The 14,394-nt window shown below is 63.7% G+C and carries 15 protein-coding genes; 9 read left to right on the top strand and 6 right to left on the bottom strand.

The window, feature by feature from the left end:
• Window positions 1–98 precede the first annotated feature (98 nt).
• A complete protein-coding gene (locus A2I95_RS13210; RefSeq protein ID WP_367151498.1) occupies window positions 99–1,598 on the top strand; it encodes a caspase domain-containing protein in 1,500 nt (499 codons plus the stop codon).
• A gap of 262 nt (window positions 1,599–1,860) precedes the next feature.
• On the opposite strand, the gene A2I95_RS13205 is transcribed toward A2I95_RS13210, so the two are convergent.
• The 6 genes from A2I95_RS13205 to A2I95_RS13180 form a co-directional block, all read right to left on the bottom strand.
• Window positions 1,861–3,417: a DUF4384 domain-containing protein gene (locus A2I95_RS13205; RefSeq protein WP_291730276.1), complete on the bottom strand. Its 1,557-nt coding sequence runs from the start codon at window positions 3,415–3,417 to the stop codon at window positions 1,861–1,863.
• Window positions 3,414–3,821 carry a biopolymer transporter ExbD gene (locus tag A2I95_RS13200; protein WP_291730274.1) on the bottom strand — a complete coding sequence of 136 codons (408 nt, stop codon included), beginning with the start codon at window positions 3,819–3,821 and terminating at the stop codon, window positions 3,414–3,416. The genes A2I95_RS13205 and A2I95_RS13200 overlap by 4 nt, the downstream gene beginning before the upstream one ends.
• Window positions 3,818–4,228, bottom strand: a complete 411-nt coding sequence (locus tag A2I95_RS13195; RefSeq protein WP_291730272.1) for a biopolymer transporter ExbD — start codon at window positions 4,226–4,228, stop codon at window positions 3,818–3,820. Before A2I95_RS13195 ends, A2I95_RS13200 begins: the two co-directional genes overlap by 4 nt.
• Before the next feature lie 16 nt (window positions 4,229–4,244).
• Entirely contained in the window at window positions 4,245–4,862 is a 618-nt protein-coding gene (locus tag A2I95_RS13190) for a MotA/TolQ/ExbB proton channel family protein (protein WP_291730270.1), read from the bottom strand.
• A 3-nt stretch (window positions 4,863–4,865) separates the two neighbouring features.
• Window positions 4,866–5,285 (bottom strand): hypothetical protein, encoded by a 420-nt coding sequence (locus tag A2I95_RS13185; RefSeq protein WP_291730268.1) that lies wholly within the window; start codon window positions 5,283–5,285, stop codon window positions 4,866–4,868.
• 61 nt (window positions 5,286–5,346) lie between these two features.
• Entirely contained in the window at window positions 5,347–6,192 is an 846-nt protein-coding gene (locus A2I95_RS13180) for a hypothetical protein (RefSeq protein WP_291730266.1), read from the bottom strand.
• Window positions 6,193–6,373: 181 nt separating this feature from the next.
• Between A2I95_RS13180 and tssA the strand changes: the two genes are divergently transcribed.
• The 8 genes from tssA (at window position 6,374) to tssG (ending at window position 14,394) form a co-directional block, all read left to right on the top strand.
• Window positions 6,374–7,447: a type VI secretion system protein TssA gene (gene tssA / locus A2I95_RS13175; RefSeq protein WP_291730264.1), complete on the top strand. Its 1,074-nt coding sequence runs from the start codon at window positions 6,374–6,376 to the stop codon at window positions 7,445–7,447.
• A gap of 70 nt (window positions 7,448–7,517) precedes the next feature.
• Complete coding sequence (gene tssB / locus A2I95_RS13170) at window positions 7,518–8,033, top strand: type VI secretion system contractile sheath small subunit (protein WP_027233793.1); 516 nt, start codon at window positions 7,518–7,520, stop codon at window positions 8,031–8,033.
• Window positions 8,034–8,048: 15 nt separating this feature from the next.
• Entirely contained in the window at window positions 8,049–9,545 is a 1,497-nt protein-coding gene (tssC, locus tag A2I95_RS13165; protein WP_291730256.1) for a type VI secretion system contractile sheath large subunit, read from the top strand.
• Window positions 9,546–9,612: 67 nt separating this feature from the next.
• Window positions 9,613–10,113 (top strand): type VI secretion system tube protein Hcp, encoded by a 501-nt coding sequence (locus A2I95_RS13160; RefSeq protein ID WP_027260173.1) that lies wholly within the window; start codon window positions 9,613–9,615, stop codon window positions 10,111–10,113.
• A gap of 91 nt (window positions 10,114–10,204) precedes the next feature.
• On the top strand, window positions 10,205–11,008 hold the full coding sequence (locus A2I95_RS13155; protein ID WP_291730252.1) for a type VI secretion system accessory protein TagJ: 804 nt from the start codon (window positions 10,205–10,207) through the stop codon (window positions 11,006–11,008).
• Complete coding sequence (gene tssE, locus A2I95_RS13150; RefSeq protein WP_291730250.1) at window positions 11,001–11,498, top strand: type VI secretion system baseplate subunit TssE; 498 nt, start codon at window positions 11,001–11,003, stop codon at window positions 11,496–11,498. Before A2I95_RS13155 ends, tssE begins: the two co-directional genes overlap by 8 nt.
• Entirely contained in the window at window positions 11,498–13,375 is a 1,878-nt protein-coding gene (gene tssF / locus A2I95_RS13145; RefSeq protein ID WP_291730312.1) for a type VI secretion system baseplate subunit TssF, read from the top strand. Before tssE ends, tssF begins: the two co-directional genes overlap by 1 nt.
• Window positions 13,339–14,394 (top strand): type VI secretion system baseplate subunit TssG, encoded by a 1,056-nt coding sequence (gene tssG, locus A2I95_RS13140; protein WP_291730247.1) that lies wholly within the window; start codon window positions 13,339–13,341, stop codon window positions 14,392–14,394. The genes tssF and tssG overlap by 37 nt, the downstream gene beginning before the upstream one ends.

The raw sequence follows: 14,394 nt of genomic DNA, 5'->3' as shown, positions 1-14,394 counted from the left end.
CACACTTGCTGCCGGGCGCAAGGGCACGATAGTTTCGTAACCAAATACCCTTAACAATTGGGAAGCTGCCCTGAAGGGGCGAGAATTGGAGCAGGTGCGTGCGTGGTTTGATGATCTGGGTCCGGCTGGTGCTGCTGGCTGTTGCGGCGGCCTGCTGGGGTGCCAAAGTTCTGGCGGAAGAGCGGCTGGCGCTGGTGATCGGCAACTCGGCCTATGGGTCGGTGCCGTCGCTGGACAATCCGGTGCGCGATGCCCGGCTGATTGCGCAGACGCTGGAGGGGCTGGGCTTTGATGTCACCCTGGCGGCGGACGCCAAGCAAATCGAAATGAAGCGCGCCATCGGCCAGTTCGGGCGCAAGCTGCGCGGGGCAGGGGAAGACGCGACCGGCCTGTTCTATTATGCCGGCCACGGGGTGCAGAGCTTTGGCAGCAACTACCTTTTGCCAGTGGATGTGGCGCTGGCGGATGCGGCGGATCTGGACCTGATGGCGGTGGAGGCGCAGTCGGTTCTGCGGCAGATGGCCTCGGCCCGCAACCGCACCAACATCGTGATCCTGGACGCCTGCCGCAACAACCCGTTTGAGGCGGTGGCGGATCTGAATGCAAGCGGTTTGGCGGAGATGAAAGCGCCGACCGGCACGTTCCTGGCCTATGCCACCGCACCGGGGGATGTGGCGCTGGACGGCACCGGGGAAAACAGCCCGTTCACCGAGGCGCTGGCGCGCGAGATCGTGGTGCCGGGAGCGCCGGTGGAGCAAGTGTTCAAACAGGTGCGCCGGGCGGTGCTGGAGCAGAGCGGCGGCGGCCAGACACCCTGGGACACGTCCTCGCTGGTGAGTGATTTTGTCTTCGCAGAGGGTGAGCCCGAGGTGGTGATGAGCGCCGCAGAGGTGCAGGAAACGCAGATCTGGGCCTCGGTCAAGGCATCGCGCGATGCGATGCAGATCATGCTGTTCCTGCGCGGTTACGGCGATGGCAAATATGCGGATGAGGCGCGGGGGCTGCTGTCTGATCTGATGGCGGAAGAGCTGCAGGGCGGAGCGGCCCCGGCAGCGGCTTCGGCGGCTTCCGCACCGGCGGTTGCGGATGCTGAAACGGCCATGTTCGAGGCCGCACAGGGTGATGGCAGCAAGGCAGCGTATGAGGCCTACCTGATGGCTTATCCCGAAGGGCAGTTTGCCGAGATGGCGGTGGTAGAATTGGCCGCGATGCGCACCGGGGCAAGCCAGGATCCGGAGGCCGGCGGCGAGGCGGTTGCCGCGGCGCCGAAGGCTGACCCTGCGCCGGCGCCGCTGGCCGAAGCAGGGCCGGTGACCTACGCCAGTCCGCTGCACTCGGAAACGCCGCAGATTGCTGGGCTGACCCTGGCCGAAGCGGTCACCCGCTCACCGGCGTTTCCGCCCATTGAGGGCCTGCCGGAAAGCTATTGGAAAGACCAGACCTGCAGTTCCTGCCATCAGTGGACGCGCGCGCGGCTTTGCACCCAGGGGAACACCTATCTCAGCCTCAATATGCAACGCTCGCTGGGCAAGCAGCATCCCTTTGGCGGCGCGCTGAAACAGGCGCTGAAGAGCTGGGCGGCAGGCGGTTGCCAGTAGCGGCTGAGGGTCTGCTGAAACAGGGCAGGGGGCTCCCGCCTGCTCCGGTGCATTTGAAAATGCACCTTTGCCAAGGATAATCCGCCCTTTTCCGCATCAAGGGTGAACCGCGCAGGATGCGTGGCTGCTGCGCAGCCCTTGACCCGGAAAAGGGCGGGAAGGCGCTGTGCGTCAGCGCAGCGCCGGGCCCAAACCCGCCAAGGCCTGGCGGCGTCAGCCGCGGGCCTGCGGGCGCGGGAGTGCCGCCGCTGCTGACCTGGGGTTATTGGGCGTGGGTGGTGATCAGGAAATAGACCCATTCGCCCTTGAAATCAGGGTGTTGAGCGCGGGCCCGTGCCACTTGGGCGCGCAGGAACGCAAGGTAGGGTTCTGCGGGTTCGCTGAGCGGCCTGGTGCCCTCATACAGCGGGTGCGAGGCGGCAAAGGCCACCGCGATTTCCTGGCCGTAGGGCGGGGCGACGGTGATCTGCAGGCCGGGGTCCCCGGCCTTTTTGGCACCGACCCGCAGGGCGCTTTTGGGCGTGGTCTGTGCCAGCGGCACCAGTTCGTTGGGCGCAAGATGCAGCACCGCGCCGCCGGCGTCGAAATAGTCCACATAGACATAGGCCGGGTAGTCCGGCGCGGTGAGGTCGAAGAACAAGCGCTCACCGCCGGAATAGTCGAGCACCCGGGCATGGGCGTCGGCGCCGACCAGCAGCGGATTGGTGATCTGGTCGGTGCTTTGCGGCAGGCCGACGTTCGAGATCCCGGCCAGCGCGCCGCATTGCGGGCGGGGCAGCAGGCGCATCTGATCCGAGACCGTGATATCGGCGCCCATCTGTGCTTGCAGCGCCGCGAGGACGGGGGGGCGCAGCCCGTCCTCGGGCAGGTGGCCGCGCACCTCCAGCGTGGCGGTTTCCGGAACAAAGGCGACTTGCAGGCGGGAGCAGGGGACGGCGGCGAGGATGCCGGAGACACCGTCGCGCAGCGGGTCGCCCTCAGCCAGGGCGTCGCCGGGCTGCACAAAGCTTTGGAAGGCCGCGAGGGAGGCCGGGTCGATGTCGCCGCGGTCTGTGCCTTGGAAGGCCAGTGCCGCTTTGATGCGGGCGGCATCGGGAACGGCGGCAGGGGTCTGCAGCGGATTGGGGGCGGTGTCCGGAAGCGCAGCGCTTTCAGGCTGTGCTTCCGGGCTGGGCAAACTGGCCGGGGGTGTTTGCGGCAGCGCTGCGGGGGTTGGTCGCGCGGTGGCGGCTGGGATCAGCGGAGCTGTTACGGTTGCAAGCGGAATTGCAGCCTCCTGTGCTGCGGCCAGCAGGATTGGAGAGGCCGCGGCGGCCTGCGCCTGCTGCGGGGCTGCTGCTGCGGGTGCCGCCTTTTCTGAGGCAGGTTCGGATGTTTGAACCTGCTGGGGTTCAGGGGCGTAGCCGGGAAGGCCGGCCGCCGGAACATTGGCGCTCGCCAGCTTGTTTCCGGCAACTTGCGCTGCGGCCACCGCGACGGCTGGGGCTGCGGCGGACGGGAGGCTGGCCGCAGCGGGCACGGCAGAAGCAAGCGGGTCCGCCTGCGGTGCTTGCGGCCTGGCGTTTGATTGCGGGATGGCACCGGCAGAGAGGCCCTGGCTTTTTGCCTCGCTTTCAGGGGCTTGTTCCCCTTCTGCCGCTTGCGGCACGGCCTGGGAGCGCGGGATGCGGTGGGCCTGCAGGTTGAGGCTGCTTTCGGGATTGGGCTGTTGCGGCACCGGGTCCGGTACCAGGGAGATGAGCAACGCGCCGGCGCCTGCCGCGTGGACCAGCGCAGAAGCCGCAAGACCCAGCGCCCATATGCCCGGAGCGCGGCTCACCCGTCCGTTTCCGGGGTGACCACCAGCACCACGTCCCTAAATCCCAGTGCCTCGCCCTGGGCCACCAGCGGCAGCACCCGGCGCAGCTCAGCCGCGCGGTGGGCGTTGATGCGCAGGCGCAGGTCCGGGTTGTCCGACAGCAGGGCGGAAAGGGCAGGGGAGAGGGCGCCGCGGGCGATGGCATCGCCGTCCAGCGCCAGATCCCCGGTGGCCGAGATGGCCAGGGTGATGCCGCCCGCAGGCATGTCGCGGCCGGCGACGGCGGTGGCGGGACGCACATCAAACGGGGCGGTGGCGTCCATCCGGCCGATCAGCATGAAGAAGACCAGAAGGAAAAACACCACGTCGATCAGGGCGATGATAGTTTCCGAATGGGGGCTGGGGGCGGGGCGCTTGAGCTTCATTGCGCTGCCTCCAGCCGCAGCACGCGCAGACGGGTGACGTCGGCCAGGGCGGCGCTGTCCATCACGGTGATCAGCGCCTGGGTTTGGGCGGCGCCGGAGGGCAGGATGACGACCTGGGTCAGAGGTTCTTCGGCGACGGCTGAGGCGAGGACTGCACGCAGGGATTCACCGTCCAGCGCGGTCCCGCGCATTACCGGCACGCCGTCGGCGCCGAGGCGGATCATCAGGGTGCCGGCCGGGGCCTGGATGTTGCCCGCGGCGCCTTTGGAAGGTTTCACCGCCGGGATCATGTCAAGGTTCAGATAGGTAGAGGTCACCATGAAGAACACTAGGAGGATCAGCATGACGTCGATCATCGGCACCAGCGATATCAGGGCGCGGGGGCGGGCGGGCCGGTTGATCATCATGGCATCCTCTCCCGTGTCAGCGCGACCCGTCGATCAAGAGCAGGCGGCCGGCGGCGCTTTCGATGGCTTGCGCCGCGGCGTCGATGCGGGCGGCAAACAGGCCTGCGGCGACAGCGGCGGGGATGGCGACCAAGAGGCCCGCGGCGGTGGTCAGCAGCGCTTGCCAGATACCGCCGGCCAGCACCGAGGCGTTGGCGGCGCCCTGCGCCAGCTCCAGTTCCTGGAACGATTGGATCATGCCGAGCACGGTGCCGAGAAGGCCGAGGAGGGGCGAGACCATGGCGATCAGTTCCAGCAGGCGGATGAGGGAATTCATCCGGCTCACTTCCTCGTTGCCGCGGCGCTGCAGTTCATCCTGCAGAAGCGGGCCGCGCAGGCCTTCCTGCAGGGCTTGCATGGCGTAGGCCATGACCCGGTCGGCGGGGGATTTTCCGGCTGAAACACTGCTCTGCGCCTGCGTGCGGTCGCCGTCCTTCCACAGGGTCAGAGCCTGTTCACGGGTGTCCTGGCCGGAGCGGACCGGCCAGAGCTGGATCAGTTTGACGGCGATCACGGCGAGCGACAGCAGCGACATCAGCGCCAGGAGCGCAATCACCGGGCCGCCGGTACCGAGTATATCCCAGGTGCCGGCCATGGCTTATTTCACCAGCGGGGCGGCGGCGCGGGAGCCCAGTTCGAGGACCGGGAAACAGTCCATCTGCGCCTCGTTCTGCGGCTGGCAGGAGGTGATGTCATGCAGCAGAATTTCGGAGATGTTGCTGCAGGCGATTTCCGGAATCTCAAACAGTTTCAGCGTGGTGCGCTGAACGGGCAGAGGGGCGGCGTCGATCGACAAGAGCCGGTCGATCACCCCCTGGCCGTCGAGGATCGCCAGCGACATCTCGAATCCCTCGAAGCTTTTGCCGGTCTGGTTGCGGAACAGGAAGAACGCGCGGCAGCCGCCGGTGTCGATCTCCTCGATCTTGTTCAACTCGACCCGCAAGGGGCCGGTTTCGGCAGCCGCCGCCAGCGGCAGGGCCGCGAGGGCGAGGGCAGATAGCGCGTGTTTCAAAGGCATCACTGTCTCCGGGTTCCGGTTATCGTCGGCCAGCCCGCGGCGCGCGGATTGGGGTGTTTGGTCAGACCAGGGCGGTCAGCGCCTTTTCGATCTTGTCCATGGCGTCGCGGGCCGAGTCGAGGTCGCGGCGTTTCAAATGGCGGGCGGCCACATGCAGGGCGCGGCCGAGACGGTCGCGGACCTTGCCTGGCGCGCGGGCGACATTGGCCTGCAAGGATTGCGCGCGTTTGACCTGGGCGCCCAAAGAACGCTGGTCCATCTCGCGCTGGCCGCGTTTCAGGGTCTTGGCCTCGTCCTCGCGGTCCTGGCCGATGCGGGCGACGGCGCGTTCGATCACCACAACCATCGTCTCGGCCTCCTGCAGACGGCCATCGTTGATCAGGCTGACGGATTTGGCGAGGGCGCGTTTGAGTTTCAGCTCGAGAGGGCCGGGTGCCAGGCCGATACGCGGCTGGATGCGTTTCAGCCGCCGTTTCAGCGGTGCGATGGCGCTGGCGTCGATGCCGGAGGCGGAAATGTCGGAGGTGTCCTCTTCTGTCACCTGGCCTTCGGGTTTTTCCGGTTTGAGACTGTCGAGCAGGTTGCCGCCGTCATCGTAGAACAGCACGTTGACCTGGGGCTTGTTGCGTTTAAGAAAATTCTTCAGTTCGGTGACCATCCGCTGCGGCGCGGTTTCGCAGGTCATTTCCATCTCGCCGGAGCGCACCACATAGGTGCCCCAGGCCATCGGCGGGCCGCCGCCCTCCTTTTTCATCGGGTTCTTCAGGGTTTCGGGTTTCTTGCCCGGCTGGATCATCAGCAGCGGATCTTTGCCTTGGTCCAGACAGAAGGCGAAACTCATCCGTTTCTTGGCCCCTTCGCGAACCATCGCTTTGACTTCCTTGCCGGAAATGCGCTCAATACTCATTATTCGCCCGCCGCAAAAAGCTGTGAAAACATTTGACTTTAGGATGCCGATAAGGCTCTCTTGGGGTCAAGTTTTAGTTTGAGATTAGGGCAACCTTAACCACCGGACCTGAAAAGGGTGGGGGTTTGCTTGACGTTACGTCAATAAGGCCGCAAAACCGGAAAAAACGGGGGGCACATACATGGATCCAGCAGCATTACTGCAATCCAAAGGGGGCGACGCACCCAGCGGCGAGAACCTCGAATACGATCCAGCCTTCACGGAGATGGAGCTGGCCGCCCAGCCGGGTGAAGAATCGGTTGTGGGCAACGAGACGATCGAGGCGACGGATCCGGATTACCGCGAAGTTCAAAAGAAAGCGCTGGAAGTGCTGGAGCGCAGCCATGACCTGCGCGCTGCAGTGTTCCTGGGCGATGCGCTGCTGCATTCCGAAGGGCTGACCGGTTTTGCCGATGTGACAGCCTATGTCCGCGGCTGCCTGGAGGAGTTCTGGGAAAGCTGCCATCCGGAGCTGGATGAGGACGACGGCGATCCTACTATGCGGATCAACGCGGTGCAGGATCTGTGCGGCCAGCCCGACGGCATGGCGGGGGCATCGCCGCTGTACCGCTCGCTGCGCCGGGCGCCGCTGTCCGAAAGCCGCGGCTTCGGGCGGTTTTGCCTGCGCGACATCGAGATTGCCGAAGGGGTGATGACCGCCCCTGAAAGCATGGAGCACATTCCGGACACCGCGACCATCGGCGCCGCGTTCCAGGACAGCGACGAAGATATTGTGGCGGAACGTCTTGCGGCGATTGAAGCGGCAGAGGAGAATGTCCGGGCGATCTCGGCGGTATTTGACGAGCAGACGCCGGGGCAGGGACCGGATCTGAGCGGGCTGATCAAACTGTTGCAGCAAATCGCCAAGCGCATTCGTGACTATGGCAATATCAGCACAGGGTCAGAGGCCGCTGATGAAGAGGCTGCCGAAGACGGCGCCGCCGAGGACGGCGGGGCGGATGCACCGACGGCAGGCGGGCGGGCGGCGCCCGGCGCGCCCGGGGTGATCAATTCGCCCGCGGATGTGTCCAACGCGCTGGACCGGATCATCGGCTATTACCGGCGGGCGGAACCCTCAAGCCCGCTGCCGATCCTGCTGCACCGGGCGAAAAAGCTGGTGGGGGCCGACTTCCTCACCATTATGAATGACATGGCGCCGCAGGGGGTGGAGAATGTCCACCTGATCGGCGGGATCGACGAAGATGACGACGACTGACGGACGCGGGATCTGCAGCGGCGGAACGGGCCGCGGCAACCGTGAAAGCAAGACGAGTAAGGAGACCTAGATGGCCGGAAGTTCACAGAAATTCATTGCCCGCAACCGGGCACCAAGGGTCCAGATCGAATATGACGTGGAGCTGTACGGCGCCGAGAAGAAGGTGCAGCTGCCGTTTGTGATGGGCGTGATGAGCGACCTGGTGGGCAAATCCGAAGTGGAGCAGCCCGCCGTTGCGGACCGCAAGTTCCTGGAAATCGACGTGGACAACTTCGATGACCGGATGAAATCGATGGCGCCGCGCGCCGCCTTCACCGTGCCCAACACGCTGACCGGCGAGGGCAACCTGGCGGTCGATATCACGTTCGAGAGCATGGACGATTTCAAGCCCGCCGCGATTGCCGCCAAGGTGGAGCCGCTGCGCGAGCTGCTGGAAGCCCGCACCCAGCTCAGCAACCTGATGACCTATATGGACGGCAAGACCGGCGCCGAGGATCTGATCTCGAAGATCATTCAGGACCCGAGCCTGCTGAAGACGCTGGCAGCGCAGCCGAAACCCGGCGGCGACGCCGAGAGCGAAGAATAAGAGAGGAGGACAAAGATGGCTGAAGAAGAACTCCAGGCGGAAGCCGCTGGTGGTGAAGCCGCCTTTGGCTCTGCCGAATTCGCGAGCCTGCTGCAAAAGGAATTCCGCCCCAAATCGGACCAGGCCAAGACAGCCGTTGAAAGCGCGGTCAAGACCCTGGCCGAGCAGGCGCTGGCAAACACTGCGCTGGTGTCCGATGACGCGCTGCGCTCGATCGAGAGCATTGTGTCGGCGATTGACGCAAAGCTGACCGAGCAGGTCAACCTGATCCTGCACAACGAGGATTTCCAGCAGCTGGAAAGCGCCTGGCGCGGTCTGCATTACCTGGTCAACAACACCGAGACCGATGAGCAGCTGAAAATCCGGGTGATGCCGATCACCAAAAAGGAAATGTCCAAGACCCTGAAGAAATTCAAGGGCACGGCATGGGATCAGTCGCCGCTGTTCAAGAAGATCTACACCGAGGAATTCAGCCAGCTGGGCGGCGAGCCCTATGGCTCCCTGGTGGCGGATTACCATTTCGACCATTCGCCGCCGGACATCGAACTGCTGGGTGAAATGTCCAAGATCGCCGCAGCCGCGCATGCGCCGCTGATCACCGGCGCCAAGCCGACGCTGTTCCAGATGGACAGCTGGGCGGAATTGTCGAACCCGCGCGATCTGACCAAGATTTTCCAGACCCCGGAATATGCCGCCTGGCGCAGCCTGCGCGACAGCGAGGATGCGAAATACGTCGGCCTGGCCATGCCGCGGTTCCTGGGCCGTCTGCCCTATGGCTCCAAAACCGATCCGGTGGACGAGTTTGCCTTTGAGGAAGACACCGCAGGCGCCACCAGCGAGAAATACGGCTGGGTCAACGCGGCCTATGGCATGGCGGTGAACATCACCCGGTCGTTCAAGATGTACGGCTGGTGCTCGCGGATCCGCGGTGTGGAAAGCGGCGGCACGCTGGAAAACCTGCCCTCGCATACCTTCCCGACCACCGATGGCGGCGTCGATCAGAAATGCCCGACCGAGATTGCCATCGACGACCGGCGCGAGGCGGAACTGGCGAAGAACGGCATGATGCCGCTCATTCACCGCAAAAACACCGATGTCGCCACCTTTATGGGCGCGCAATCGCTGCACAAACCGGCCGAATATGACGATCCGGACGCCTCTGCCAACGCCAATCTGGGCGCGCGGCTGCCATATCTGTTCGCCACATGCCGGTTTGCGCACTATCTGAAGTGCATGGTGCGGGACAAAGTCGGCTCGTTCAAAAGCCGTCAGGACATGGAGTCCTGGCTGCAGGACTGGATCAACAACTATGTTGATTTCAACGCGGATATCTCTTCGGAGAACGAGAAGGCGCGCAAACCTCTGGCCGCAGCCGAAGTGGTTGTGGAAGAGGTCGAGGGCAATCCGGGGTATTATACCTCAAAATTCTTCCTGCGCCCGCATTACCAGCTTGAGGGGCTTTCTGTCTCGCTGCGGCTGGTATCCAAACTGCCCTCGGAAAAGGGAGGCTGATTTTCCACTCCCCAGCCTCAAACGATCATAGTGCAGTAGAGATCTTAGTTATTGAAAGGATAGAAAAATGGCTGCTAACATGTTTGTGCAAATCTCGGATGTCGAGGGTGACGCCACCGAAGAACAGCACAAGAAATGGATCGTCATCCAGTCCGCAAGCTGGAATGTCGAGCGTGCCGTTGAAATGACCGATCTGGGGTCGACCCAGCGGATGCATGCGAACTCGAACTTCGGCAAGATCGAGCTGACCTCGCAGATGGGCAAAGCGTCCAACGGTCTTGCGCTGTCGGTGGCCAACGGCACCGTGCGCCCGGAAATCATCATGCATTGGTGCCGGTCCGGCGACAGCGCCAGTGCGGGCCTGCTGGTCTATTCGGTCTGGAAGCTGAAAGACGTGGTGATCGACAGCTATTCAATTTCGGGCAGCGAAGACGGCATCCCAGAAGAGACTTGGTCGCTGGCTTATGCCTCGATCGAGCATGAGTACAAATCGACCAACCAGAAAACCGGCAAACTGACCACTGAAGGCACCTTCAAGTGGAACGTTCAGACCGGCAAGGTCGAGTAAAACCAATGGCTGGCCCCGGGCGTATTTGCGGCCGGGGTCCGTTTTTTCCGGCGTATTTGCAGCATCCACCCTAGTTTCGGAGTAGACCCCCATGACACCCGAAGAGCATCTGAAAGCTGGTGATCCCAGGGCGGCGCTGGAGGCGCTGCAGCAAAAGATCCGGGGTGATGCGAGCAACGCCAAACTGCGGGTTTTCCTGTTTCAGCTGCTGTGTGTGCTGGGCGACTGGAACCGGGCGATTGCGCAGCTGAAGGCGGCCGCAGGGTTGGATGAAGGCGCCACCGTGATGGCGCAGGCCTACCGCGAGGCGATCATCTGCGAGGTTTACCGCGAAAAGGTGTTTGCGGGTGAAAAGTCGCCGCTGATCCTGGGCGAGCCTGAGGAATGGCTGGCGCATTTGATCGAGGCGCAGAAACTTCTGGCGCAGGGCAAGGCGACGGAAGCCGCTGAACTGCGCACAAAAGCGTTTGATGCAGCCCCGGCCAGCTCTGGCGAGGTCAACGGCAAGAAATTCGATTGGATCGCCGATGCCGACATGCGGCTGGGTCCGGTACTGGAGACCGTGGTCAACGGCAAATACTACTGGCTGCCGTTTTCCCAGATCGTCTCGTTTGAGGCGGAGGAGCCGAGCGATTTGCGCGACGCCGTCTGGACGGCCGGCACGCTGACCCTGGCGGGCGGCGGTTCGGTGGCGGCGATGATCCCGACGCGCTACCCCGGCTCGGAAAAAGCCGACGGGCTGTCGATGCTGGCGCGTGCCACCGTGTGGGAGGATGCCGGCGCGGAAACCTACACCGGTCTTGGCCAGCGGCTGCTGGCGATCGGCGATGAAGATATTGCCATCATGGATGTGCGCACACTCCGGATGGATGGGCATGACATAGAGAATGGCTGACAAAACTCTGGCCGAACGCCTGCAGCCATCGCTGCTGGACCGGCTGACAGACAATGCACCAGGCGATCAGAAGGAAACCCGCGAGAGCCGGGTTATCGATCTGTCGCGCCTGCGGGAAATCATCCAGCGCGATCTGTCCTGGCTGCTGAACACACAGAATGTCGAAAGCCATTTTGACGCGCAGAAGTATCCATCGGTGTCGGCGTCTGTGCTGAACTACGGGCTGATCGAAGTGGCCGGCGAAGCCTCGACCAGTGAAAAGGCCGAGGCGATCCGCCAATCAATCAAGCAGGCGATTGCCACCTATGAGCCGCGGATCATCGAAGGCTCGGTGGATGTGCGGCTGCAGGATGGCACAGATGCCACCGAGATGACCGTAGGGCTGGAAATCCGCGCCGACATGTGGGCGCAGCCGATGCCGCTGGAGCTGTATTTGCGCAGCAAGGTCGATCTGACCACTGGCGAAGTGCAAATGGAAAGGGCCATGTGATGGATACACGGCTGCTGACCCATTACGAGAACGAGTTGAACTACCTGCGCGACATGGGCGGGGAGTTTGCGGCGGCCTATCCCAAGATCGCCGCGCGGCTGGGGATGGAAGGGGTTGAGGTTCTTGACCCCTATGTGGAACGGCTGCTGGAGGGGGCGGCGTTTCTGACTGCCCGTGTCCAGCTGGAGCTGGAACTGCAGTATCCGAACTTCACCTCGAATCTTCTGGAGATCATCTATCCGCATTACCTGGCGCCGACGCCGTCGATGATGATTGCGTCGTTTGAGCCGGATGTGGCCAATTCGGCGGTTAAAAGCGGTTACGTGCTGAAACGCGGATCGACCCTGCGGTCGCGGCTGACCGAGGGCGAGCAGACGCCTTGCGAATTCCGTACCTCCGCTGATCTGACCATGTGGCCGATCCAGATCACCGAGGCGCAGTATATTGACGGGCGCGGCGAGCTGGTCGCGGCGGGGGTTGCTGCGGGATATGATGCCCGCGCTGGCATCCGGTTGCGGATCAAGCGGATTGATGGCGATCCGATCAGTAAGCTGGGGATGGATGATCTGTCGCTGTATCTGACCAGCGAGGCGGGCAACAGCTGGCCATTGCTGGAGCTTTTGTGCACCCAGGTGCAGGGAATTGTCGCGCGATCCACCGACCGGCGCGCGGATTGGCAGCTGCCGCTGCGCGGTGCCAAAGTGGTGCAAAAGGGCTTTGGCCCGGAGGAGGCGCTGCTGCCGCTGCCGCGCCGGGTCTATGACGGCTACCGGTTGCTGCAGGAATATTTTGCGATGCCGGAGCGGTTCCGGTTTGTTGAACTGCAGGGGCTGCAGGCGGGATTGGCGAAATCCGCTGGCGATGAGGTGGATCTGTATATCCTGCTGCGTGAAGGGATGCCGGAGATCGCCCCGATCGTGGTGCCGGACGTGTTCAAGCTGAACACGGTGCCGGCCGTGAACCTGTTCGAAAAACGCTGCGACCGGGTGCGGATTGCGCCGATTGATACCGAACACCACGTGATCCCGAACCGGACCGCCGGTTTGGATTTTGAAATTTACGGGCTGAACAGCGTGACCGGGATCAGCGGCGAGGGGGAGGAAGATGTGATCTTCCGCCCGTTCTATTCCGCCAATGATTTCACTGCTGCGGGCGAAAGCCACCCGGCCTATTACACCGTCAAACGGCGGATGCGGCAGCGCTCGGAGAAAGAGCGCTTGCGCGGGGTGCGCAGCTCCTACCTGGGGTCGGAAGTCTACCTGACGCTGGTGGACCGGTCGCAGGTGCCCTATTCCTCGGGGCTGGAGCAGCTGGCGGTCAACGCGCTGTGCACCAACCGCGACCTGCCGATGCTGCTGGCCACCGGCAATGACGATGTGTTCCACCTGCCCGAGGGCGGCCCGGTGCGCAAGGTGACGCTGCCGGTGTCCCCGACCCGTCCGCACCCCACCCTGGCACAGGGCGATACCGCCTGGCGTCTGATCTCGCACCTCAGCCTCAACTACGTGTCGATTGCCGAGACCGGCAAGGGCCAGTCTGCGGAGGCGCTGCGCGAGCTGGTCGGGCTGTATGCGCCCTTGGGCGACCGGGTGACGGAGAAGCAGCTGGAGGGGATCCTGTCGGTGGGTGCACGCCCCATCGTGCGGCGGATGAGCGACGAGATCCTGTCGACTGCGGTGCGCGGGCTGGAAATCACCCTGGGCTTTGATGAGAGCTATTTCGAGGGCAGCAACATCTATGTGCTGGGGGCCGTGCTGGAGCGGTTCTTCCGCGGCTATGCCAGCATCAACTCATTCACGGAGACAGTCCTGAAGACTGAAAAACGCGGGGAAATTGCCAGATGGCGACCGGAAAAGGGCCTCGGCCGGACGATCTGAGCCTGTATGGCCGATTGGCCACGGCGCCTGAAAAGCACCATGTTTTTCAGGCCCTGCGGGTATTGGAGGCGCATTTCAATGACGCCCCGCGCCTTGGCGAAAGCCGCCGCCCGCGCGAGGACAAGCTGCGTTTGGGGCAAGAGGCCGAGCTGGCGTTCCCGCCCTCGACCATTGCGGATTTCAAACCGGCCGAGGGTGGCAAGCCGGCGGTTCTCACCAACCGGTTCTTCGGGTTGTTCGGCCCGCAGGGACCGCTGCCGCTGCATCTGACCGAATATGCCCGCGACCGCAAACGCAACCACCGCGACCCGACGATGGTGGCCTTTGCCGATATGCTGACGCACCGGCTGATGAGCCTGCTGTACCGGGCTTGGACGCAGGGGTCTCCGGCGGTCAGTTTTGACCGGGCGGATGATCCGATGGCGCGCAAGGTGTCGTCGCTGATCGGCTATAACGGATTTAAGTTCGGCGACCGGGACGACATGCCCGATCTCGCCAAGCTGCATTTTGCCGGCCATCTGGCCAAGGGTGCCAAGAATGCCGAGGGGCTGGTGTCGATCCTGTCGGCGTTTTTCGAGGTGCCGGTGCAGCTGGAGGAATTTGTCGGCAGCTGGCTGGAGCTGGAGCCGGACGACCGCTGGCAGCTGGGCTATGGCGGGCTGGGGCAGACCACCAGCATCGGCGACCAGGTCTGGAGCCGCTCGGCTAAGTTCCGCATCCGGATCGGGCCGTTGAAACTGGAAGATTACGAACGCCTCTTGCCGGGCGGCGAGGCGTTGAAACGGCTGCGCGCGATTGTGCGGTCTTATGCCGGCGATTTTCTGGATTGGGATGTGAACCTGATCCTGGCAGGCGACGAGGTGCCGCGCGCATCCTTGGGCGGCACCACCCGGCTGGGGCATACCAGCTGGGTCCGGTCGCGCCCGGACCCGGATGCGGACCAGCCGGACGTGAGTGATTTATACCTGTACCCGGGATTTGGCGCCGGGGCTGAAGAGCGAGTAGAGGGAGGGATTTAA

The sequence above is a fragment of the Leisingera sp. F5 genome (assembly GCF_001593695.1).
Note: the sequence above shows the minus strand (reverse complement) of the source record. Positions and strands in the feature narration are given on the sequence as shown.

Bases quoted from the DNA above. Each gene is read 5' to 3' on its own strand.
- A2I95_RS13200 (WP_291730274.1), bottom strand. From the start codon at position 3,821: ATGAAGCTCAAGCGCCCCGCCCCCAGCCCCCATTCGGAAACTATCATC.
- A2I95_RS13195 (WP_291730272.1), bottom strand. From the start codon at position 4,228: ATGATGATCAACCGGCCCGCCCGCCCCCGCGCCCTGATATCGCTGGTG.
- A2I95_RS13190 (WP_291730270.1), bottom strand. From the start codon at position 4,862: ATGGCCGGCACCTGGGATATACTCGGTACCGGCGGCCCGGTGATTGCG.
- A2I95_RS13185 (WP_291730268.1), bottom strand. From the start codon at position 5,285: ATGCCTTTGAAACACGCGCTATCTGCCCTCGCCCTCGCGGCCCTGCCG.
- A2I95_RS13180 (WP_291730266.1), bottom strand. From the start codon at position 6,192: ATGAGTATTGAGCGCATTTCCGGCAAGGAAGTCAAAGCGATGGTTCGC.
- tssA (WP_291730264.1), top strand. From the start codon at position 6,374: ATGGATCCAGCAGCATTACTGCAATCCAAAGGGGGCGACGCACCCAGC.
- tssB (WP_027233793.1), top strand. From the start codon at position 7,518: ATGGCCGGAAGTTCACAGAAATTCATTGCCCGCAACCGGGCACCAAGG.
- tssC (WP_291730256.1), top strand. From the start codon at position 8,049: ATGGCTGAAGAAGAACTCCAGGCGGAAGCCGCTGGTGGTGAAGCCGCC.
- A2I95_RS13160 (WP_027260173.1), top strand. From the start codon at position 9,613: ATGGCTGCTAACATGTTTGTGCAAATCTCGGATGTCGAGGGTGACGCC.
- A2I95_RS13155 (WP_291730252.1), top strand. From the start codon at position 10,205: ATGACACCCGAAGAGCATCTGAAAGCTGGTGATCCCAGGGCGGCGCTG.
- tssE (WP_291730250.1), top strand. From the start codon at position 11,001: ATGGCTGACAAAACTCTGGCCGAACGCCTGCAGCCATCGCTGCTGGAC.
- tssF (WP_291730312.1), top strand. From the start codon at position 11,498: ATGGATACACGGCTGCTGACCCATTACGAGAACGAGTTGAACTACCTG.
- tssG (WP_291730247.1), top strand. From the start codon at position 13,339: ATGGCGACCGGAAAAGGGCCTCGGCCGGACGATCTGAGCCTGTATGGC.